At 37.9% G+C, this 23,786-nt stretch carries 17 protein-coding genes; 15 read left to right on the top strand and 2 right to left on the bottom strand.

The genetic code is table 11. The features are described 5' to 3' along the window. Nucleotides 1–67 precede the first annotated feature (67 nt). The gene (locus BM086_RS01705; protein ID WP_092322474.1) at nt 68–931 is read right to left on the bottom strand and encodes a DegV family protein; all 864 of its coding nucleotides are present in this window, start codon (nt 929–931) and stop codon (nt 68–70) included. 213 nt (nt 932–1,144) lie between these two features. Between BM086_RS01705 and BM086_RS01700 the strand changes: the two genes are divergently transcribed. The 8 genes from BM086_RS01700 (at nt 1,145) to BM086_RS01665 (ending at nt 14,275) form a co-directional block, all read left to right on the top strand. Further along, a complete protein-coding gene (locus BM086_RS01700; RefSeq protein WP_092322471.1) occupies nt 1,145–2,485 on the top strand; it encodes an MFS transporter in 1,341 nt (446 codons plus the stop codon). Nucleotides 2,486–2,633: 148 nt separating this feature from the next. After that, a complete protein-coding gene (locus BM086_RS01695) occupies nt 2,634–3,533 on the top strand; it encodes a glycerophosphodiester phosphodiesterase family protein (protein ID WP_092322468.1) in 900 nt (299 codons plus the stop codon). A 215-nt stretch (nt 3,534–3,748) separates the two neighbouring features. After that, on the top strand, nt 3,749–6,610 hold the full coding sequence (gene ppdK / locus BM086_RS01690; protein WP_092322465.1) for a pyruvate, phosphate dikinase: 2,862 nt from the start codon (nt 3,749–3,751) through the stop codon (nt 6,608–6,610). A 209-nt stretch (nt 6,611–6,819) separates the two neighbouring features. Continuing rightward, the gene (locus BM086_RS01685; protein WP_092322462.1) at nt 6,820–8,619 is read left to right on the top strand and encodes a methyl-accepting chemotaxis protein; all 1,800 of its coding nucleotides are present in this window, start codon (nt 6,820–6,822) and stop codon (nt 8,617–8,619) included. A 157-nt stretch (nt 8,620–8,776) separates the two neighbouring features. Continuing rightward, entirely contained in the window at nt 8,777–11,296 is a 2,520-nt protein-coding gene (locus BM086_RS01680) for a DUF342 domain-containing protein (RefSeq protein WP_092322460.1), read from the top strand. 86 nt (nt 11,297–11,382) lie between these two features. Beyond that, nucleotides 11,383–12,294, top strand: a complete 912-nt coding sequence (locus BM086_RS01675) for a mechanosensitive ion channel family protein (RefSeq protein ID WP_092322457.1) — start codon at nt 11,383–11,385, stop codon at nt 12,292–12,294. Between the two features lie 156 nt (nt 12,295–12,450). Further along, nucleotides 12,451–13,245 carry a hypothetical protein gene (locus BM086_RS01670; protein WP_092322453.1) on the top strand — a complete coding sequence of 265 codons (795 nt, stop codon included), beginning with the start codon at nt 12,451–12,453 and terminating at the stop codon, nt 13,243–13,245. Between the two features lie 220 nt (nt 13,246–13,465). Further along, the gene (locus tag BM086_RS01665) at nt 13,466–14,275 is read left to right on the top strand and encodes a hypothetical protein (RefSeq protein WP_092322451.1); all 810 of its coding nucleotides are present in this window, start codon (nt 13,466–13,468) and stop codon (nt 14,273–14,275) included. Nucleotides 14,276–14,342: 67 nt separating this feature from the next. Here the strand turns inward: BM086_RS01665 and BM086_RS01660 are convergent, their stop codons facing one another. Then, the gene (locus BM086_RS01660) at nt 14,343–15,248 is read right to left on the bottom strand and encodes a DMT family transporter (RefSeq protein WP_092322448.1); all 906 of its coding nucleotides are present in this window, start codon (nt 15,246–15,248) and stop codon (nt 14,343–14,345) included. A gap of 217 nt (nt 15,249–15,465) precedes the next feature. On the opposite strand from BM086_RS01660, the gene BM086_RS01655 reads away from it, so the two are divergent. The 7 genes from BM086_RS01655 (at nt 15,466) to csn2 (ending at nt 23,705) form a co-directional block, all read left to right on the top strand. After that, nucleotides 15,466–16,563 (top strand): putative glycoside hydrolase, encoded by a 1,098-nt coding sequence (locus tag BM086_RS01655; RefSeq protein WP_141107685.1) that lies wholly within the window; start codon nt 15,466–15,468, stop codon nt 16,561–16,563. A 17-nt stretch (nt 16,564–16,580) separates the two neighbouring features. Next, nucleotides 16,581–17,117: a histidine phosphatase family protein gene (locus BM086_RS01650; protein WP_092322442.1), complete on the top strand. Its 537-nt coding sequence runs from the start codon at nt 16,581–16,583 to the stop codon at nt 17,115–17,117. 14 nt (nt 17,118–17,131) lie between these two features. Then, on the top strand, nt 17,132–17,368 hold the full coding sequence (locus BM086_RS01645) for a hypothetical protein (RefSeq protein WP_092322439.1): 237 nt from the start codon (nt 17,132–17,134) through the stop codon (nt 17,366–17,368). Between the two features lie 337 nt (nt 17,369–17,705). Continuing rightward, a complete protein-coding gene (gene cas9, locus BM086_RS01640) occupies nt 17,706–21,848 on the top strand; it encodes a type II CRISPR RNA-guided endonuclease Cas9 (RefSeq protein WP_092322437.1) in 4,143 nt (1,380 codons plus the stop codon). Between the two features lie 11 nt (nt 21,849–21,859). Continuing rightward, complete coding sequence (gene cas1 / locus BM086_RS01635; RefSeq protein WP_330391475.1) at nt 21,860–22,714, top strand: type II CRISPR-associated endonuclease Cas1; 855 nt, start codon at nt 21,860–21,862, stop codon at nt 22,712–22,714. Continuing rightward, nucleotides 22,711–23,031: a CRISPR-associated endonuclease Cas2 gene (gene cas2, locus BM086_RS01630; protein WP_242952104.1), complete on the top strand. Its 321-nt coding sequence runs from the start codon at nt 22,711–22,713 to the stop codon at nt 23,029–23,031. The genes cas1 and cas2 overlap by 4 nt, the downstream gene beginning before the upstream one ends. After that, nucleotides 23,028–23,705, top strand: a complete 678-nt coding sequence (gene csn2 / locus BM086_RS01625) for a type II-A CRISPR-associated protein Csn2 (protein WP_092322434.1) — start codon at nt 23,028–23,030, stop codon at nt 23,703–23,705. Before cas2 ends, csn2 begins: the two co-directional genes overlap by 4 nt. Nucleotides 23,706–23,786: the final 81 nt, after the last annotated feature.

Below are 23,786 nucleotides of genomic sequence, written 5' to 3'. Positions count from 1 at the left end.
AATTTTTGCTTGAGACATAAATAAAAATGGGCGAGCACCTTACAAAATGAAGGACTCGCCCATATTATTATCTTTCTTTTCCCCAGAAGAAAAGACCGAGCATGCCAGGACCAACGTGGGCTCCGGAAAATGGTTCATGCTGGCAGATCTCTATCTTGGCATTAGGATTTACCTCTTTTACAAGTTCGGAAAGCTTAGTAGCATCATCAAGGCAGTCACCGTGGGAGATATAAACTCTCTGGTCGCCGTCTTCCATTCTTTTTTCTGAATACTTCTGGATGAGAGCAGTGATCGCATTTTTACGGCCTCTTGCCTTATTGCATGAGATAATATGGCCTGTATTGTCTCCAAAAAGAATTGGCTTTATGTTAAGAATTGTTCCTATACTTGCCGTGACGCCACTTACACGTCCGGTATTCTTAAGGAAATTAAGATCATCAACTGTAAAATACTGGCAGGAATGAGGGACTGCATCATCCATAATTTTGGCAGCTTCCCTGCAATCAAGACCTTCTTTACTAAGCTCAGCAGCTTTAATCGCAAGCATGCCATTTCCAAAACCGCATCCGTGAGAATCCACGATATGGATAAAACATTCAGGATATTCTTCCATAAGCTCATTAGCTGCTGCTATGGCAGCATTATAAGTTCCGCTTATTCCGGAACTCATGGAAATATACATGATATCTTTTCCCTGACTTGCAAGAGGTGTAAAGTGAGTCAGAAATAGCTGGGTATTCAAAAGACTTGTCTGAACTTTATCACCATTTTTAAGACCTTCATAATAAGTATGTCCATCAAAACTATCTATATCTCCGTCGTATAGTCTATCTTCACCATTAACAACATAATTACATGGAAGGATAGTAATACCATCCGTTAATTTCTTAGGTAAATTAGCGCACCCATCGGCAAAAACTGTAAAAGACATTTAAAACCCCCGTAGTTTGGTTATTTTGTGCAAAGCACAAGAGTTATTATAACATATTATTTGCAATATTTTACTAGAATTGTTTCTAAAGATAAAGAATAAAAAGTCTTAAAAAGTCAGACAATTTGCTTGCATGAACGCTTGTAATTGTAGCCATTTAGGACTCAGAGTAGTATCATAGACTATATAGGGCTATTTAGGGGGGTAATGGGGATGAAACTTAATACAAAAAGAACTATTCTAATAGGCTTTGCCTTTATGTCTATCTGCTCATTCTGGCAGTTCTATGACAACGAAATTCCAAAAATCTTAAAGTACACATTTAATCTTGGTGAGACACTGACGGGTGTTGTGATGGCACTTGACAATATTCTTGCGCTATTTCTTTTGCCTATGTTCGGGACAATTTCTGACAAAGCAGATACACGATTCGGGAAAAGAATGCCTTTTATTGTCGTGGGAACAATTCTTTCAACAGTTCTTTTGACTATTCTTATTACTGTGGCAAGGCCAAGTGGGAGTCTTGCTCTGTTTGTAGCTGTTTTATTGCTGCTTTTGATCTCTATGGGAATATACAGGTCTCCTGCAGTATCACTGATGCCGGATTTGACACCTGCGCCATTTAGAAGTTCTGCTAATGCAATAATTAATCTTATGGGCACTTTGGGCGGAATTTATGTCCTTGTTATGATAAAGGTTTTGTTAAAAGAAGCAGCAGCCCCAGCAGAGACAAGTTATATTCCACTTATGATCTCACTTGTAATATTCATGCTTATTTCGGTTCTTGTTGTTTTCATTGCAATTAAAGAAAATAAGATTAAAGAAGAAATACATCAGGAGGGAGGTCTTCATTCACTCGGAGATACCTTTGATAATGACTCGGAATTTGACCGCTCAGATAAGACTGTTAAATTTGAAGAGGGAAGCGTTACTAAAATGATGCCAGGAGAAGTTAAGAGAAGTCTTATTTTTCTTCTTGTCTCGGTTTTCTTATGGTTTACGGCATATAATGCGGTAACAACTGCGTTTTCAAGATTTGTTGGTGAAGTATGGGATCTTCATGATAATGCTTATGCTACCTGCCTTTTGGTTGCAACCATAGCCGCAACTCTAAGCTATGTTCCAATTGCTTTTGTGTCAGGCAAGATTGGCAGAAAGAAGACAATTCTTATAGGCATTGCACTGATGGGAGCAAGTTATGTTATCACAGGGCTGTATCCTCACTTTTCGCCTTCAATAAACATATTTTTTGCTCTTGTGGGAATCGGATGGGCAGCTATAAATGTTAATTCATACCCGATGGTGGTGGAGATGAGTAAGTCCGGTGACATTGGAAAGTTTACCGGAACATATTACACATTTTCCATGGCGGCGCAGGTATTTACACCTATTTTTTCCGGATTTCTACTTGAGCATGTTTCATATCAGACATTGTTCCCGTATGCATTTATTTTTTCAGCCCTTGCCTTTTGTACAATGCTTATGGTAAAGCATGGAGACGCTAAGCCACCCAAGAAAGAATCTATTTTGGAGCACTTTGACATCGATGACTGATAAGGATAAAAAAATTCAAATAAATAAATCTTTTATTAAAAAGTGTTTTTTATTGTTGCGTAATATAGGATAAGGCTGTAAAATATCTAACGGAAAACTTGTGTTATTAATTTAACGTAAGGTAGTAAATATTTAGGAAGTGGTTTCAATGCTTATTTTGAAGGTTTTATGTCTCGTTGTTATTATTTTGGCTGCTCTTTACATGATTCTTATTATGCCAAGGATGATGCACCGGCCTTCAAGAGAGTCGTTTACCCATGTGCTGTACGCTCACCGCGGGCTTCATGATAATTCATCTGATGCTCCCGAGAATTCAATGGCTGCTTTTAAGAAGGCAGTTGATGGCGGATATGGTATTGAGTGTGATGTACAGCTTACCAGGGATGGTGTTCCAGTCATTTTTCATGATTTTACACTTGCGAGAGTGGCAAGATATCAGGAGGGATGTGCCCCTGCTGATGCGGTAGTTAATCCTGATGGGAGTCTTGGGGTAAAGGGCAAGGTTATTGATTATACCTATGAAGAACTTATGCAGTTTCATCTGCTGGGATCTTCAGAAAAGATTCCTAAATTTGGGGATTTTCTTAGACTTGTTGATGGTAAGGTTCCGCTTATAGTAGAACTTAAGATTGAGTATAAGGATTTATCAGTGTGTCCTGTTGTGGATACGCTTCTTGGGGAGTATAAGGGTGTATATTGTATTGAATCTTTTAATCCCCTCGGGGTTCTTTGGTACAGGCGTCACAGGCCTGAAGTCTTTAGAGGACAGTTATCTGATGAATTTCACAAAGATAAGCCTGACGAGTTTAGCGGTCCTTTGTATTTTATTCTTACCAATTTACTTTTGAATATTTTGGGAAAACCGGATTTTATAGCATTTAATCATCGCTATTCGGATTCTTTGGCGAGAACACTTTGCCGCAAGGTTTATGGCTGTACATCTGCTGCATGGACCATTAAGAACGAAGAAGATCTGGAAAAAGCCAAAAAGAACTTTGACATATTTATATTTGACAGCTTCATTCCGAAACAAGGCTCAAAAGCATAAATGATTTGAACTTTGAGTTGACAGGATTAGAAGTTTAAAATATTGGTAATTATCTGCATTTTTACCAATTCAGGCTTCTGTGATGATATATATGTTTAGAACACTGTTGTTTTGACCATATATATCGTTGCGGAAGCATACGGTAATATGCGGTGATTATAAATAAGCACATTATGAAAGGTTGTCGTTTATAAAGCGACAAGAAAGGTAAAAACATGGCTAACAAGTGGGTTTATATGTTTAGCGAAGGTAACATGACAATGCGTAACCTTCTCGGTGGTAAGGGTGCTAACCTTGCTGAGATGACAAGCATTGGCCTTCCAGTACCACAGGGCTTCACAATCACAACAGAGGCCTGCACACAGTATTACGAGGATGGTCGTAAGATCAATGACGAAATCATGGCTCAGGCTATGGAAGGCGTTAAGAAGATGGAGGAGCTCAACGGTAAGAAGTTTGGTGATCTTCAGAATCCTCTTCTTGTATCAGTTCGTTCAGGTGCTCGTGCATCTATGCCTGGTATGATGGATACTATCCTTAACCTTGGTCTTAATGATGACGTTGTAGCAGCAATGATCAAGGGCAATCCTGATCCTGCTTTCGAGCGTTTTGTATATGATTCATATCGTCGTTTCATCCAGATGTTCTCAGACGTTGTTATGGAAGTTGGTAAGAAGTACTTCGAACAGCTTATCGATGCAATGAAAGAGAAGAAGGGTGTTAAGTTCGACGTTGACCTTACAGCAGCAGATCTTAAGGAACTTGCTGAACAGTTCAAGGCTGAGTACAAGAATCAGCTTGGCAAGGACTTCCCTTCAGATCCTGTAGAGCAGCTTAAGCTTGCTATCGAGGCTGTATTCCGTTCATGGGATAACCCTCGTGCTAACGTATATCGTCGTGATAACGATATCCCTTATTCATGGGGAACAGCTGTTAACGTAATGCCTATGGTATTCGGTAACCTTAACAATGAGTCTGGTACAGGTGTTGCTTTCACACGTGACCCTGCAACAGGTGAGAATAAGCTTATGGGTGAGTTCCTTATCAATGCTCAGGGTGAGGACGTAGTTGCTGGTGTTCGTACACCTATGCCAATCGCTCAGATGGAGAAGGAATTCCCAGAAGCATACGCAGAGTTCATCAAGGTTTGTGAGACTCTTGAGAACCACTATCATGACATGCAGGATATGGAGTTCACAGTTGAGAACAAGAAACTCTATATGCTTCAGTGCCGTAACGGTAAGAGAACAGCTCCTGCTGCTCTTAAGATTGCTTGCGACCTCGTTGATGAGGGACACAAGACTCCAGAAGAAGCTGTAGCAATGATCGATCCTAGAAACCTTGATACACTTCTTCACCCTCAGTTTGATGCTGCTGCTCTTAAGGCTGCAACACCTATCGGAAAAGGTCTTGGTGCTTCACCTGGAGCTGCTTGCGGTAAGGTTGTATTCACAGCTGATGATGCTGTAGCTTGGGCTGAGAGAGGCGAGAAGGTTGTTCTTGTTCGTCTTGAGACATCTCCAGAAGATATCACAGGTATGAAGGCTGCTCAGGGTATCCTTACAGTTCGTGGTGGTATGACATCACACGCTGCCGTAGTTGCTCGTGGTATGGGTGAGTGCTGCGTATCAGGTTGTGGCGACATCAACATGGACGAAGAAAACAAGAAGTTCACACTTGCTGGAAAAGAATTCCATGAAGGAGACTTCATTTCAATCGATGGTACAACAGGTAACATCTATGATGGTCAGATTGCAACAGTTGACGCTCAGATCGCTGGTGAGTTCGGACGTATCATGGCTTGGGCTGATCAGTTCAGAAAGCTTAAGGTTCGTACAAATGCTGATACACCTGCTGATGCTAAGAAGGCTAGAGAGCTTGGCGCTGAAGGTATCGGTCTTTGCCGTACAGAGCACATGTTCTTCGAGGAAGACAGAATTGCTGCATTCCGTGAGATGATCTGCTCAGATACAGTAGAAGAGAGAGAAGCTGCACTTGATAAGATTCTTCCTTATCAGCAGAACGACTTCAAGGCTCTTTATGAAGCACTTGAGGGATGCCCTGTTACAATCAGATTCCTTGATCCACCACTTCACGAGTTCGTTCCTACAACAGAGGAAGAAATCAAGAAGCTTGCTGACGCTAAGAACAAGAGCGTTGAAGAAATCAAGGCTATCATCAACTCACTTCATGAGTTCAACCCTATGATGGGTCACAGAGGATGCCGTCTTGCAGTTACATATCCTGAAATTGCTAAGATGCAGACTAAGGCTGTTATTCGTGCAGCTCTTGAAGTTCAGAAGGCACATGCTGACTGGAACGTTAAGCCTGAAATCATGATTCCTCTTGTATGTGAAGTTAAGGAGCTTAAGTATGTTAAGCAGGTAGTTGTAGAAACAGCTGATGCTGAAATCGCTGCTGCAGGTGCTAAGCTTGAGTATGAAGTTGGTACAATGATCGAGATCCCTAGAGCTGCTCTTACAGCTGATGAGATTGCTAAGGAAGCTGACTTCTTCTGCTTCGGTACAAACGACCTTACACAGATGACATTCGGATTCTCTCGTGATGATGCTGGTAAGTTCCTCAATGCTTACTATGATACAAAGATCTTCGAGAACGATCCATTTGCTAAGCTTGACCAGACAGGTGTTGGTAAGCTTATGGAAATGTCACTTAAGCTTGGTAAGCCAGTAAATCCTAAGCTTCATGTTGGTATCTGTGGTGAGCACGGTGGAGATCCTTCATCTGTAGAATTCTGCCATAAGATTGGCCTTGACTATGTATCATGCTCACCATTCCGTGTACCTGTAGCAAGACTTGCTGCTGCTCAGGCTGCTATCGCTGAGAAGGCTGAACAGAAGAAGTGCTGCGGATGCAACGAGAGTGCTGATGCTGAGAAGAAGGCTTTTGTAGATGACGATACAAAGGAAAAGCTTAAGGAAGCTGCTGAGAAGGCTCAGGTTATCGCTAAGGAACTTGCTGAGACTTCTGCTGAAGTAGCTAAGGCTGGACTTGCTGGTCTTAAGGCTGGTATCGAAGAAGCTAAGAAGGCTTACAACGCTAACAAAAAGAACTAATTAACTGCTGATTATCTTAACTTACTGGTTATAGTAATTTAATGGTTAATTTATAAAGTGGAGAACCCTTGAAATTCAGTGAATTTCAAGGGTTCTCTTATTTTTTGACAAAGTTTAAGGATTTGATAAACTATCGAAAAAATGATATGTTTGATTAGTAAAATACCGTATATATCTTCGAGGTTTTTAGCAGAAAGGAAATATTGGTCATGGAAAAAAAACGTGGTTCTTTAATGCTCCCAATAGTCGGATCTATTATTCTGGCTGTATCGATCACTGCTATATGTATTGAGCTTTTCAGTATTAATAACATATTGTTGACCAATCATTATCAGGGATCTATTTACGAAAAGAGACTCAGAGATGACATAATGACTGAGCTTAAAAATGAGACTCAGGAAGCTATGAGTGTCTGTGAAATTATGTATAACAGATATCAGGCTGGTGAGATGACGATGGAGGAAGCTCAGAAAGCTGCAGCTGACATTATCAGAGAGCTTAAATACAATGATGGTGCCGGATATTTCTGGGTTGATACTTCAAAAGGTATTAACGTTGTTTTGCTTGGTAGAGATACTGAGGGACAGTCAAGATGGGATTCAGTGGATCCGAATGGAACATATTTCATTCAGGAGATGATCAAGAATGGTATGCAGGATGGTGGCGGATATACTGAGCTTATGTTTGCAAAACCTAATGAAACAGAACCACTTCCAAAGATAAACTATACAGCATATTATGAGCCATTTGACTGGGTAATGGGAACCGGCGTGTGGGTTGACCATATTGATGCGCTTGTTGCACAGTATAAACAGCAGGCCAATGAGTCAGTTATGAGTGGTCTTACACAGTCTATTCTTATTGCTTTGGCGCTTCTCGTTGTCGGAATTATAATTGCTTTCTATATGGGAAAGAGAATTACAAGACCTATTATTCTTGCGACCAAACAGTTGGTGAATATGTCTAATAATGACTTCTCAGAAACAGAGGAAATGCCAAAGGTTCGAGATCTGATGAAAGAAAATAATGAACTTGGTCAGATTTCAATTGCACTTGATATGATGCATAAGAATATTAGAGATCTCATGACAAAGATTTCTGATACTACTTCTTCAGTAGCATCTGCATCAGAGGAATTATCGGCAAGCGCGTCTCAGTCTGCTGAAGCTAGTGAGATGGTTGCAAATTCCTGCACAACTGTGGCTGATTCCTGCGCAAGTCAGATTAATGCAGTATCAGGAGCAAGCGAAGAGACTAAGTCCTTCGTAAGCAACATGCAGGAATTCCAGGATGCTATAAGCAGAACTACAGAAATGATTCAGACAACTAATGAAGCTGCAACAAAGGGCGCAGCAGACATGACCAATGCTACAAATATGATGGAGACAATCAAGGTATCAGTTGAGAACACAGCAGGAGTAGTAGATGCTCTTGGTGAACAGCTCAAGAATATAGATAGCTTTGTTGATACAATTGCAGAGATTGCCAGCCAGACAAACCTTCTTTCTCTTAATGCCAGCATTGAGGCTGCAAGAGCTGGAGAGATGGGAAAAGGCTTTGCTGTGGTTGCAAGTGAGATCAGTAAACTTGCTGATCAGTCAAACGATGCAGCATCAAATATTACTGAACTCATTGCTGAGATCATGAAGAATTCTAATGAAGCAGTTGATGCGATGAGAGCAGGCGCACAAAGCGTTGTAGAAGGTACAGAGACTGTAAATGAAGCTGGAAATACCTTTAACAATATTGTTGATATGGTATATTCAATCTCTGAACAGTCTGCTAGAATGAGTGAGATTGTTAAACATCTTTCTGATGGTACAGATACTATCGCAGAGAACATCCGCCAGATTGAGGATATGAGTGTGAATGTTGCAGATGAAACTCAGAACGTATCTGCTGCATCACAGGAACAGACGGCATCAACTCACGAAGTAGCAGAAGCTTCTGACAGACTTGCAGAAAATGCTCAGGAACTGCAGAGCTTTGTCGCAAAGTTTGCATTATAATAATGAATTTCAACAAGGGCCATGTCATAAAGTGATATGGCTCTTTTTTCTTGTTTTTTAATAATTGCACATATCTGTAAAACGTTGAGCAAGAAACATTAAAGTGATAAAATTAATTTGTATCTTTATGTTAGAAAGTGACAAAAGGAGCTTATGAATGGCGACTCAGGAACTTGATCTTATTAATGAGCTTAATGTTTATTCCGGATTGGATTCTTTTAACAGCAATATTACAGAGAAAGAATTAAAGCGTTGCGCTGAGCTTGGTTTAGATGCAAATATGCTAAGAAATCTTGGCTTTAATTCGCTGCAGCTTGCGGAGATACGAAAAGGTCTGGAAGATCCCAACGTAGATGTCAAAAGATATATAAATCCAAAAATGTCATGGACTGATATGGAGGAACTGCGACTTGAGATGTCTCAGGGAATCGATATGACAATGTACAGGGCACAGGGGTTTGATAATCAGCAGCTTTATCAGATAAGAACAGGTCTTGCTGAGGGCGTAGATGTGTCTGTTTATGCGAAAAAGGAATATCTTGCTGATCAGATGCGTGAACTTCGTCATGGCCTAAATAGACGAAACGGTGTTCCGGTCATTTTTTTCCAGGATCCTCAATTTGATTCGCTTCAGATGCGTGAGATACGAAAGGGGCTTCAGGCAGGTCTTGATGTATCAGGTTACGCTGACGTAAATATGTCCTATCTTAAAATGCGCGCTATAAGAGAAAGCGCAGAAGATGGACTGTTTTTTGATGAAACAAGTATTGGTAAGTACACGGCAAGTATCCTTGATCAGATGCATAAAGCATATGTGGATCAGGTTGATATAAGCGGTTATGTCAGAAAAAGATATGATGCTGAGCAGCTTGAGGAAATACGCCTGGCACTTAAAGAGAATATCCCGATTCATGATTATATCACAATTGATATGCGTGGTGATGCAATAAAAGAAGTAAGGCTTGGTTTAGAGGAAGGGATAGATGTTAAAAAATACGCAGATGCTGCCTATGGCTGGCAACAGATGCGTGAGATGCGTCAGGGCCTTGAAAATCAGATTGATATAACCCCGTACTGTAAGCCTCTTTACAGAGCTGATCAGATGCGCGAGATACGTCTGGGCCTTGAAGGTGGTCTTGATATATCAAAGTATTCGAGCATGATGTACACGGCAAAGGATATGCGCCGCATCAGAGAAAAGCTTGTAATGGGCGATATTCAGACTATGATCTCAGATGATGGTCTTGAAGGATCAGTACTTGACAGGACCGGTGGCGTATCGGATAATGCGGTTCTTTTATCTTCCATGCTTCTTAACAGGAATGACTATGTGGAAATTTCTCCGGATAAAATGATGTGCTGGGTCAAATTACCGAAGAGGACAGATGGAATAAACTACACAGAGGATGCTGTAGTAGCATTTCTTATAAAGATTGGAGTAAAAAAAGGAATCGACAGGACACTCATAAAGAAGATGCTTGCAAATCCTGAACCGGGACTTAAATATCTCGTGGCGGCCGGAAAAGAAGTGGTGAATGGCTCAGATGGTTATTATGAATACTCTTTTGATCCTGAGAATAAGACGGAGATTTCTTTTGATTCAGAAGGAGAGATAGATTTTTCAAAGCTTGACATGGTTCAGCAGGTACATGTTGGTGATAAAATTGCTATTTATCATAGGGCAAACAAAGGCTCTGACGGATTCAATGTATATGGTGAAGTAATAAAAGCCGCGCATGGAAAAGAAATACCTATCTTAAAAGGTGATGGTTTCATGATCATGAATGATCGTGTTACTTATGTTGCTAAGTATACAGGTGCGATAACACTTAAGGATAATATCATCAACATAAAGAAAGTCATGGTTGTACCTGAAGTTAAGATAACTGATAAAAAGATCAATTATGACGGTGTTGTTTTTGTTCAGGAAAATGTTCGTTCAGGCAGTGAGATTGTGGCAACAGGTGATGTTATTATTGGTGGTTACATGGAGAGCTCTTACATCACAAGCGGCGGGAATGTAGTAATTGCCGGTGGTGCCAACTGTCCTGTACGAGGCAGTATAAATGCTAAGGGAAATGTTACTGCCAAGTTTTGTGAAGGCGTTACTATAACGGGAAATGAAATTTCTGCCAACTATTTCATAAACTGCAAGATAAATGCTAAAGGTATGGTTAAGACTTTTGGCAGACAGGGCATGATCTACGGCGGCAATATTCAGAGCGTTGAAGGTGTTGAGTCTGCTATTTTGGGAAATAAGTCAGGTGGTAGGACGATAATAAATCTTGGCGCGAGTGCTGCTATATTAAAAGAGTATGGGGATCTTCAAAAACAGATTTCCCGTGAACAGGAAGATCTTAAGACACTTACGGTAGAGAAGAACAGGCTTCAGGAGATTGGTGTTGTAGATAAAAAACTCATGCAGTGGAAAATCAAAATTAATGCTGCAGTAGGTGTTAAGGAAAGTAAGATCAAGGAGCTTAATAAAAAGAAAGAGGGACTTGATGAGGAAATAAAGAAAGGAAGTAATGCTAGGGTCGTTGTTACTTCGATTATCTATGCGGGGACATTTATTGTTATAGATGGTGTCGCCTACAAAGTACAGGAAGACAGAAAGACAGTAAATAAAATCACCTATAGAACAGATGCGAAGAAGGAAAAGGTTATCACTTTGTGATAACCTTTTTCTTCTTTAAATATTTAAATTTATTCTGATTGTGCTAAAATTAATTGGAAAAATTTTTTGAAGGATAAGGATGAAAAATGTTTAATTCATTATTACTTACTAATCTGGCTTCTAGTGCAGAAGAAACAATCGAGACTTTTGCTGAGGCCGTAAATGTCGAGAACCTGAATCCTGGAGCTTTTGAGAAATTCTTTAAAGAGCTGCCAGATAAGTTGGTTCCATTACTATTTAAAGCGGCTGTTGCGATAGTTATTCTAGTTGTAATGTGGCAGGTCATAAGGCTTATTTCAAACATTATTGAGAAGTCACTTGAGAAAACAAAGCTTGAAACTGCCACTTCAAAATTTCTTGCAAAGCTTGTAAAAGTAGGACTTGAGATAGTTCTTTTGTTTACTATAGCGGCTGCCTTTGGAATGGACACTGCAAGTATAGTAGCGCTTCTTGGTTCAGCCGGTGTTGCAATAGGTCTTGCTGTGCAGGGTACACTTTCAAACTTTGCCGGAGGAATTCTGATCCTTATTGCCAAGCCTTTCAGAGCAGGCGACTACATTGTTGTCAATGGTTCAGGAATAGAAGGAACAGTTGTGGAAATTGCTCTTATCAATTCCAAACTTTTAACCGGAGATGGCAGAAAAGTTATAGTTCCTAACGGAAATCTTGCTTCTACAATAATAACAAACAATACAGGAAACACCATGAGAATCCTTGATACAATGGTTGGCATTTCTTATGGCGCTGACATTGATAAAGCTAGAGAAGTTGCATTGAAAGTTCTTGATGGGAATGCTTATATCTCTGACAAATATGACAAAAAAGTATTTGTAGATGAACTTGGAGATAGTAGTGTTGTACTGCGCGTAAGGGGATGGGTTAAGCCATCAGAATATCTCCTGGCAAAGTGGTCAATGAATGAGGAGATTAAAAAAGCATTTGATAAGGAAGGCGTAGAGATTCCATTTCCACAGGTTGATGTTCATATGAAAAACTGAGGTGAAATGATTTAAGTGTTGCTTTTGACATAAGTGAGATAAGCTTTTTTATAATTAGAGTGGCTTGATTTATGAAGGAATTTGTGTGATAATAGACGCTTGTATGTGTTTGTTTTAAATATAATTGTCGATGCGTTGTTCTATCAGGAGGAAAATATGAAGAAATTTACTAAAAAACTGATAGCACTTGCATTCGTGCTAATTCTTTCATTGGGTGTATTCCCATCAAAAGCTGATGCTGTAGATTATAATTATAGTTATAATATAGCTTCATTCAACCAGAACACCTGGGTAAATGCTCAAAAGCAATCTTATACACGTTCCGGAAAATCATGTACTTATAATTATTGTTTGTACGAGATAATAGTTCCTGAATCAGGATATATAAAAATTGATTCTAAAAATCAAAATTCTCAGCTTCGTATATACCAATCTTTGAATAAATCCGGAAAAATTGGTATTAATACTGTTGTGAATAATTGCAAAGGTGCTAGTACATATTATGCTGTATTACCTAAGGGAACATATTATATTTTTAATAATGATTCTATAAACGATACACAGATTCGTTGGAAGTTTGTAAAGACACAGGCACCTTTTAATTACAGTAAAGGCCGTGCAACAGAACTTGCAGCCGGTAAAAAAGAAGTGATCAACTACAGTTATGATGACGAATTTGACAGGTGGTACAAGATAAAACTCACTAAGAATAAGACTTTGTCATTGGATGTTAAGGTCTTAGATGATAATAATTGTAGCATGCTTTTTGATATGCGAGATTCAAGAGGGAAGACAGTTAAGACTCAGGCAGTAACAAAGTCGGGTAGTAGTAAGTTGGTAAGAACAGATAAGCTTACGAAGGGAACTTACTATGTTAGATTCTACCCTAGAGAAGTTCTTTTTCAGAGTAAATATTCTAAGGGACGTCTTGGAACATTTTCGTGGAAATAAGATGATTTATAACTGAATTGTAAAGAGCTCTTTATCCAGATTTGTGATAGTGGATGAGGGGCTCTTTTTGTGGAATAGGAATATGTTGCACAAATTAGGCCACGCCTGTCGATGGAATGTGTGCCTTGATTTATAAAGGCATTTGTGTGAAAATATATTAGTATGTTTTGGGGCAATTTTGAAATAAATTGTCAATGCTTTTTTATAAGGAGGGAAAATAATGAAAAAAAGAGCAAAACTATTTTTGGCACTGTTATTCGTGCTGATATTATCACTGGGATTCTTCCCTAAGGAGACTAAGGCAGCTACTGATGAGGTTTATAATTATAATGTAACTGCACTTAAGGCTAAAACTCTGGTAACAGCAAAACGCTGCTCTAGCGCTTGGAATAGGACCGACAGGAAGTATTATTATAACTACAACCTTTACAAGATCACTCTTCCTTCAGATGGATATATCAAGTTGGAGACAAGTGATGCAACTGTTGGTCTGAAGCTTTTGAAGTCATTCAAAAAAGATGTCAGACTTTCAAAGAATGAGCCAATTACATATTTCAGTTCTAAGAAGAATACATATTATTATGTTCTTTCTAAGGGAACATATTATATCTGCAATCCTTATTCTGACAAAGATACAAATATTAAGTATACATTCTCAAAAGCAGTTAATCCTACTAACTACAGCAGAAATCTTGCAGCAACACTCGCTCAGAAAAAGAGCCAGACTCTTGTTTATACTTGGGGAAATGAGTATGACAGATGGTATAAAGTTTGTCTTACAAAGAATCAGGCTGTCACAATTACAACAAAGACTTTGGACGAAGACTACAGCAGAATCTTCTTTGAGTTCCGTAATTCAAACGGTAAGCTTGTAAGCTATGATACTACTTCAAATACTACAGGTGGTACAAGAACATACAAGACAGCTAAGCTTAAGAAGGGTACATATTATATCCATTGCTATCCTGGAAGCGGTTTGTTTAATAATAGATATGCAACAGGTCGTATTGGAACAATTTCCTGGAAATAATCGAGTCTATAACTGAATTCAAAAAAGCTCTCTATTCATGAAAAAAGTGAATAGAGAGCTTCTTTTTTTATCTTTTACGAGGGACTTGTGCTAGTATTACTGCAGCGAAAATCAGTATACATCCGACTGATTCTCTACCTGTCATTGTCTGATGAAGGATTATCCAACCAAATAATGTAGAGAATACTGATTCAAGACTCATTATCAGTGAAGCAATGGCAGGATTGAGAGAGCGTTGACCAACTGCCTGCAGAGTATATCCGATAGCGCAGGAGAAGATTCCTGTATAAAGAATTGCAATCCAGGCTTTTGGTGTGCAGAGTGCACTAAGCCATAAGGCTGGATTTGGCAATAATTCAAATATAATTGCTGCGCCAAAGGATAATGCTCCACTTACAATAAACTGCACGCATGCCAGTGAGACCGGATTCATAAGTGGCGCGTAGTGATCGATGCAGAGTATCTGCACTGAAAAAAGAAGAGCACACATTAAAAGAGCAGTATCGGCACCGGAAAGTTTAATTACCGCAGTTGCTTCCGGAATACAAAGAAGATACAAGCCAATCAGTGCGATGCATACGGCAGGCCATATAAGAAAAGAGCATTTTCTTCCTATAATAAGACCTATGATGGGAACCAGCACAATATAGCAGGCGGTAAGAAAACCAGCCTCTCCTGCTGAAGCGCCAAGGGCAATTCCTGCCTGCTGAAATGTAGAAGCCAGGAAAAGAGCCGTTCCGCATATTATACCTCCGCGCAGTTTGGCCGGAGGTATTTTTACAGGTGAAAGCTGATGGCCTTTGAGCAGAGGAAGCAGGCATATTCCTCCGATGATAAAGCGGATGCCATTAAATGTAAATGTTCCAACATTGTTGCTTGCTACGGACTGTGCAACAAAGGCGGCACCCCATACAACTGATGCTAAAAGAAGTAGTAGTGAACTTTTTATCTGTTTGTTTTTTTCTTTATTCATAATGAAAACAATTATACAGAATAAGTCCGGGAAATGTAAACATAGTATTCTGCTTGTTACATTGAGTGTTGCTAATGATCATAAGGACATATTAGCGAGAAAATATTACATTTCAAAACAAATGGAGATGTAAATGTAGTAAAATATAGCGTGGTAATAGGAAAACATCATCAAATGCCGTTAAAATGATAAAAGGTAAGGAAATATATATTTGCTTATGAAAAGAAACAGGTACATTAGATTATTTATTGGAGTTATGCTCCTTATATGTGTGGTATTCAGATATGAATGCAAAGTAAATGCTCAGGAAGCGCCCGAAGAAGAAAAAGATATTCATGGAATCTATGTCAGCGCATATGTTGCCGGGACCAAGAGCATTATGGATGAGATAATACAACATGTCGATGAAACAAATATAAATGCTGTGGTCATTGATGTTAAGAATGATGAGGGAAATATTGTTTTTGACATGGATTCTGAACTCATTGATAACCTCGGAACAGAGAGCATTCTGGTAAAAGATATGCCGGGGCTTTTAAAAGAACTCCATGACCATGATATATATGTTATTGCCAGGTGCGTTGCATTCAGGGATCCGTTCATTGATGAGGTTAAGCCTGAATGGATGCTTAGAACTGCAGATGGCGCGATATATGAGGATAATAAAGGTTTTAACTGGATTGACCCAAGAAATGAGGAGGCAAAAGAGTACCTGATAGAGGTAGCTCTTGGCTGTAAGGAAGCAGGCTTTGATGAAGTCCAATATGATTATGTAAGGTTTCCAACCGGGATAAAAGAGGAAGATATAGGAATGAATGGCTATGGCAGAAGGCGTGCCATATATGAGTTTGTAAGAGATGCTCATGCTTCGCTTAAGGCAAGTCAGATGCCGCTATCACTGGATGTTTTTGGAACCGTCATAAATTCAAAAGTTGACAGAAACATAGTGGGACAGGAGTATTCATGGCTTTCAATGAACTGTGAATGTCTTTCTCCGATGATCTATCCATCCCATTACTATGAAGGTACTATGGGAAAAGATTATCCGGACCTATATCCATACGAGACTATAGATGCTGCAATGAAGTATTCTGCTACAGAGCTTGAAACAGTCAATCCAAGAGGCGACAGAATCCAGGCAAAGGTTAGACCATGGCTTCAGGGCTTTACAGCATCTTACCTTAAGAAATACAGAAAGTATGGAGTTGCTGAAGTAAAGGAGCAGATAAAGGCTGTAAATGATAACGGCGTGTATTCCTGGATCATATGGAATCCAAGTTGTAAATATCAATGGGAAGCCTTTTCGGGAAAATGAAATGAGAGGAAAAAGAAATGGATCATGTGTATTTTATACGACACGGAGAAACTATCTGGAATGTCGAAAACAAAATATGTGGAGCTACGGATATAGAACTAACACAAAAAGGTCATGATCAGGCTATTGAGACCGGCAAAAAAGTTATTGATATGGGGATAAAAGCTGATGTAATACTTTCGTCACCTCTTGTCAGGGCAAAAGAAACAGCAAGACACATTTCTGAGATCACAGGCATTCCCATGAAAATAGAACCAAGACTTATCGAGCAGAATTTTGGAAGATATGAGTCTACGCCAAGGGATGGTAAAGAGTTCCATGAAGCTAAAAAGGATATGGCAAGCAGATTTGGCACAGGGGAATCTATGCTACAGCTGGCCCAGAGAATTTACAATCTTCTTGATGACATAAAAGCGGGTGATCAGGAAGTAATCCTTGTTGCTCACAATGGCATAGTCCGCATGGTGGAATCATATTTCAGAGAAATGGATAACGAAGAATTTTCATCCTGCGGTATAAAAAATTGCGAAATTAAAAGATACGACTTTAATTAAAGGGGGAAATACTAATGAATACAAAGAAAAAGCTTTTTATAATACGTTTCTGTCTATGGATCGTGGCCTTTGCTTCGACAGCATATTGGATTTATTTTTCAGTCAAACTCCATAGAGAAGGAATATTTGATCCTTCAGAGTATGCCACAGCACTAAGACCTGTTCTCTATACCTGTCTGGCAATTGCTTTAGTGGCAATATGCATTAGTTTTTGGTTACATCGCATGAGTAAAAAGATTGCGGAACAGTAAAATCACTGTGTAATAAGAAAAATAGACATATTATCATTTGATAAAGAAGTTATATCTAGAGATGGTATAGCTTCTTTATTTTTTTACGGATTATAGTTGATTGAAATATAATTATGCGTTAAGAAAAGTTTTATAAAACGTTGATATAATTATTGTGTATAAGTTAGGTAAACTAAAAAAGACCTTGATTTCTCAAAGCCTTTTTTACTAACTTAAGTGCCGCACAATGCGGGCAAACGATATCGGCTAAAGCCTTATTTGCACTCACCTTGTTAGATATTATCATTATAGCATTACTAAACATATTGTCAAACGTAGACAAGAGGAAGGATTAACTATGAACACTGGTAAGTATTATGTAGGTCTTGATATGGGCACAAGTTCTGTCGGATGGGCTGTAACAGATGATAGTTATGTCTTGCAGCGAGCTAAAGGGAAAGATATGTGGGGAGTACGCCTTTTTAGTGAGGCAAAAACAGCAGAAGATCGAAGAACTGCAAGAATAGGCCGGAGGCGTAGGCAAAGACAGGTTGCCAGAATAAATTATCTTACTATGTGTTTTGCGCAGGCAATAGAAGCGGTGGATTCTGGATTTTTACTACGTTTAAAAGAAAGTAAATATCACTTTGAGGATAGAAGTGAAGATAATAAGCAGAAGTATGCTATCTTCAATGACAAGGATTTTAATGATACGGATTATTTGAAAAAATATCCAACGATATTCCATCTTAGAGCAGAGCTTTTGGATAGCAATCCAATTAAACCTCATGATGTAAGGTTAGTGTACCTTGCACTACTAAATTTGTTCAAACATAGAGGGAACTTTCTAAACGAATCTTTAAGTGTGGATGGTAAGGAAGCGTCTATGAACGATGCTTATAGACATCTTGTTGAAACAGCATCTCTTTTCGATATTAGTGTTCCTGAAATTGTTGAGGCTTCTGAAATTGAGCAGACATTAAGTAGAACAGATATCTCGAAAAAGAAAAAGTTAGAGCTGCTTTTAAAGACTGTTGGAATTACAAAGAAGGAAAGTCCGGAAGTTTATGAAATTCTTCAATTATGTTGTGGAATGAAAGGGAAACTTTTCAACATTTTTGGTGATGTGGTTGATGAGGAGAATAAGAATTATTCATTTGCTTTTTCTGATAGCAATTACGAAGAAAAGGTTGCGGAGATTATAGATATTATTGGCGATGAATATTATGAATTGGTTGCTGGTGCCAAGGAAATATATGACATAGGTATACTTGCGAACATTATGAAAGGCGAGCAATACCTTTCTATTGCAAGAGTTAATTTATATAACAGCCATCACGAGGATTTGATTTTGTTAAAAAAGATTTTAAAGAAATATAGTAAATCAGCTTATGAATCATTTTTTAGAAAAATGAGTGATGGAAATTATAGTGCCTATGTTGGCAGCGTAAATTCAGATAAAGAGAAAGTAAGGAGAAATGGAAATAAAGGTAGAGGACAGGACGAACTTTACAAAACTATAAATGATATATTAAAAAAGCTTCCGGAAAAAGCTAATGAAGATCCTGATATAGCCGAAGTGCGTATTCGAATGGAAAATGGAATTTTCTTGAGCAAACAGCTCACCGGTTCAAATGGTGTAATACCTAATCAGGTGCATGCCAGAGAAATGAAGAAGATTCTTGAGAATGCTGGTACATACTTGCCATTTTTAAATGAGAGAGACGAATCCGGACTGACTGTTTCAGAGAGAATTCTTATGATGTTTATGTATCATATTCCGTATTATGTAGGACCGCTTGGAAAAACACCGGGTGAAGAAAATAGTAGAAATGCATGGGCGGAAAGAAAGGCTCCCGGAAAGATTTATCCATGGAACATTTCAGAAAAAATTGACATGGATAAGGCGGCGGAAGATTTTATTACGAGAATGCTCAGAAAGTGCACATATCTACAGAATCAGGAGACACTCCCTAAACAATCGCTCCTTTATGAGAAATTTCTTGTACTTAATGAATTAAATAATTTAAAAGTCAATGGCGAGAAGATAACTGTTACCCAGAAACAAGATATATATGAGAAACTATTCATGAAGGGAAAAAGAGTAACTTGTAAGCAGTTGGTGAACTATCTGGTTGCTAATGGCCTTATGAATAAAGAAGATTCCCCGGATGCTGTGATTAGCGGAATTGATGGAGACTTTAAGAGTTCACTTTCTTCTATAAACAAGTTCGCGCCTATATTTGGTGCAGAGAATGTATATGGCAAGGACAGAAATATGATTGAAAAAATCATATTTTGGGGAACTGTCTTTGGCAATGACAAGAAGTACATAAAAAAGAAGCTTAAGGAAGAATATGGCAAAATTCTTGATGATGAAAAAATAAAGCGAATATCAGGTTTCTCTTTTACAGGATGGGGGAATCTTTCAAAAGAATTTCTTGAGATGCCCGGAAAAGAAGGAACCTTTGAGGCAGACAGATCAATCATTATCTCTTTATGGGAGAATAACGAAAATCTGATGGAGCTACTTGGTGGAACGCATTCATATAGAGAAGAACTTGAACGGCGTGTGCAGAAAAGTCAGAAAGAAATATGTGAATGGATAATTGAAGATCTTGATGACATGTATCTTTCACCCTCTGTAAAAAGAATGGTGTGGCAGACTTTGCGAATTTTGAAAGATATTTACTCAGTAAGTGAAACTGCGCCTGATAAAATTTTTGTTGAAATGCCACGTGAGGATGGAGAAAAGGGGAAGAGGACACAGTCAAGAAAGAAAAAGCTCGAAGAACTCTATAAAGGACAAAAAGAGTTCCTTAATGAAATTTCACAATATGAAGAACGTGATTTTAAGCAAAAGAAGCTTTATCTGTATTATCTGCAGAATGGCAAGAGCATGTATACGGGCAAAGCAATAGATTTAGATGACCTTTTGAGCAATAATAGTAAATATGATATTGACCATATTTATCCTCGTCATTACATAAAAGACGATAGTCTTGATAATAACCTTGTTTTAGTTGAAAAAGAAATAAATAACGATATTAAAGGTGGAGATTATCCGCTTGCGCCAAATATACAAGAAAAAATGGGGGCTTTTTGGAGAGGGCTTCTAAAGAAAGGATTTATAACCAAGGAAAAATTTAACAGACTTGTAAGAAAAATAGAGTTTACAGAGCAGGAGCAGGCTGACTTTATTGCAAGGCAGCTTGTAGAGACCAGACAGGGAACAAAAGCTGTTACCCATATACTTAAACAGGCATTTCCTGAGACAAAGATTATTTTTTCAAAGGCAGGAGTTGTTAGCTCTTTTAGACAGAAATATGATCTTCCCAAGGTGAGATGTCTTAACTCATGTCATCATGCTCATGATGCCTATTTGAATATTGTTGTTGGCAATACTTATTATATTAAATTTACCGCTAATCCGTTGAATTTTATTAAGGAGGCAGGAAAAAAATGGCGTGATCCATTCTATCATTATCATATGGATAAGGTATTTGATTATGTCGTTGAGCGCAACGGTGAAACTGCATGGATTCCTCAAAACGATAATAATCCCGGAACTATAAAGACTGTGAAACGTATGTTGAGTAAAGCATCAGTTATTATGACATACAAAGCAGAGATAACACATGGGTGTCTCTTTCGTAAGGTTACTATTAAGAGTGCTGATGTTGCCAAAAAGCATCCTGACGCTTATTATCCTGTCAAAACAAATGATGCAAGGTTATCAAATGTTTCAAAATATGGTGGCATTAGTGATATAGCAACATCTTCATATGCTTTAGTACAATATACAATCAAGGGAAAAACTGATGAAAAGGATAAAAAAGTCAGGCAACTTATTAGTATTCCTATCTATTTAAATATATCTGGTTTTAAAGAAAAAATGATTGAATATGTTGAGGAAAGAGTAAGAAGGAGCCATAAGGCAAAGGTAGAAAATGTATCAATTAGAAAGTATCCTGTGCAATTTGGTTCTACAGCTATTATAAATGAGCATAAGTGTCTTATAAGGGGAGTAACTGGAGATAGTATTGCACTTGAAAGCTTTTCGCCATTATATCTAAGTGTGAAGAATACTGCTTATTTAGGAAAAGTGGAGAAAGCAGTTAAACTTGATGATTATCAGGAAATGAGTGAAGGAGAACTTGTTATTACACTTCAAAGAAATGTTGCATTATATACAGAATTAATGAGCAAACTATGTTGTTCTGCATTCAGTGGTAGGAGTAATAGTATTTATGAACCACTTAAAGAAGGATTTGAACCGTTTAAGGCATTATCAATTAAAGAACAGTGTTTAGTTCTTATGCAAATTGTGTTATGGGTGAATTCAGCTGTACAGGATGTTGACTTTACTAAAATTGGTGGTAAAAAAGCAGCAGGTTTTTATAAGATGAATAGTAATATTACAAATCTTTTTTCTGCATATTTACTTGAGATGTCTCCTACAGGTTTGTTTGAAAGGAGGGTCAATCTATTGGAAATATGAGTTGGAGAACTGTGGTTATTTCAAATAGCGCAAAGCTAGATTTTCAGATGGGATATCTGGTTGTTAGAAGCGCTGAAACAACAAAGATTTTTATTAATGAGATAGGGACACTACTTATAGAATCTACAGCTGTCTCTTTAACAGCGGCATTATTATCTGAGCTTATAAAGAAGAAGGTAAAAGTGATTTTCTGTGATGAAAAGCGTAACCCTTCTTCTGAACTTGTGCCATATTATGGATCACATGATACAAGCGAGAAGGTGCGGTCACAAATTATGTGGTCAGAAGATACAAAAAGTGCTGTATGGACTGAGATTGTTTCAGATAAGATTAGAAAACAAAAGGAGTTTTTGGATTACTTGAACAAATCTGAGGCAGAATTGCTAGGTAATTATCTTAAAGAAATCAAGTTTGCAGATGAATCTAATAGGGAAGGACATGCTGCAAAAGTATATTTTAATGCGCTTTTTGGTAAAGAATTTACAAGAACTTCTGATAATCCTATTAATGCGGCCCTTAACTACGGTTATAGTATTATTCTTTCTGCATTTACAAGGGAGATTGTTGTAAATGGATATATCACGCAATTAGGGCTTTTTCATGACAATATGTTTAATCAGTTTAATCTGGCGTCAGATTTAATGGAACCATTTAGAATAATTGTGGATAGAACAGTTTATAACATGGACCATACTGAGTTTAATCATGAAAAGAAAATGGAACTTGTGAATATACTTAATGATGAAGTGATAATTGGAGCGCGTTCTGAGTTTGTGGCAAATGCAATAAAGATATATTGTAAAAGTGTCTTCAATGCATTGAATGATAAAGATGTTTCTCTTATAAAACTATATGAGGTGCCATGAGTTATAGGTATATGAGAATGATTGTAATGTTTGATTTACCGGTATTAACCGCTAAACAAAGAAAAGATTATGCTGCTTTCCGCAAATATCTCGTAAAAAGCGGATTTATCATGATGCAGGAATCCATTTACACAAAAATAGTTGCTAATGCTGTTGGAGTTGAGACTGTTACGAATGCTCTATCAAAAAATAGTCCGCCGGAAGGCATTGTTCAGGTGCTGAGTATTACAGAAAAACAATTTGCAAAAATAGAATACATAGTAGGTGAATTTAAGTCAGATACTCTTACTACTGATGAAAGACTGGTAATTTTATGAGATTTATTTATAGCCCTTATTCAATAGATATGGCATGGGAAGAACATGAAAACTGTATTTTGCAGATTGAGAATAAAAAGGTGTACGTTGATCTGTTATCTGATTTATATTCACAAATCTATCATGGAGAGGGTGAGGCAATTTTATCAGATGGTGAAAAATGCATTGATATCAAGAAAAGCACTGAGGTGATTTTGGAACCATTTTCAATTGATTTTAATAATCGTAAGATTAAAGGAAAAGTATATCAGGAATTATCTACAATTGCATTGCAAAACCATTTTTTGCAATACAATGACATATGTTCACAACTTCAAGAGTTTATGGAAAAGCTACTTATAGAAGTTCCATATTCAATTGCTTATCAGAGTAGTATTGTAGTGGATGAGTTATTTAAGGCGGAAGCAGTTGAACTTGATTATAAGTATGAATCGTTGGCAGAAAAGATATGCATTTATATCAAGCTTCTCTCTAGTGCGTGTGGTGTTAGAGCAGTTTTCTTTAATGATATGGGCAGATTTCTTTCCGATGAGGAAATGATTAGTGTTTTTAAGGAGGCACAATATGATAAAGTGAGTATAATAGATATTAGTACACAGGATAAGAATAGGTATATGGCAGAAGGTATTGTGCACTATATACTTGATGAAACCTTGTGCTTTTGGAAAGTTTGATAATCATTCTGAAATAACAAGATTCGGTGAGAACAAATTTGAGGTTTGAGAACCTTGTTAGATCATAAGAATGTAAAACAA

It is taken from the genome of Butyrivibrio sp. YAB3001 (assembly GCF_900112195.1).
GTDB lineage: Bacteria > Bacillota > Clostridia > Lachnospirales > Lachnospiraceae > Butyrivibrio.
The sequence above is the reverse complement of the archived record's forward strand: the minus strand, read 5'-3'. Positions and strand labels throughout refer to the sequence as shown.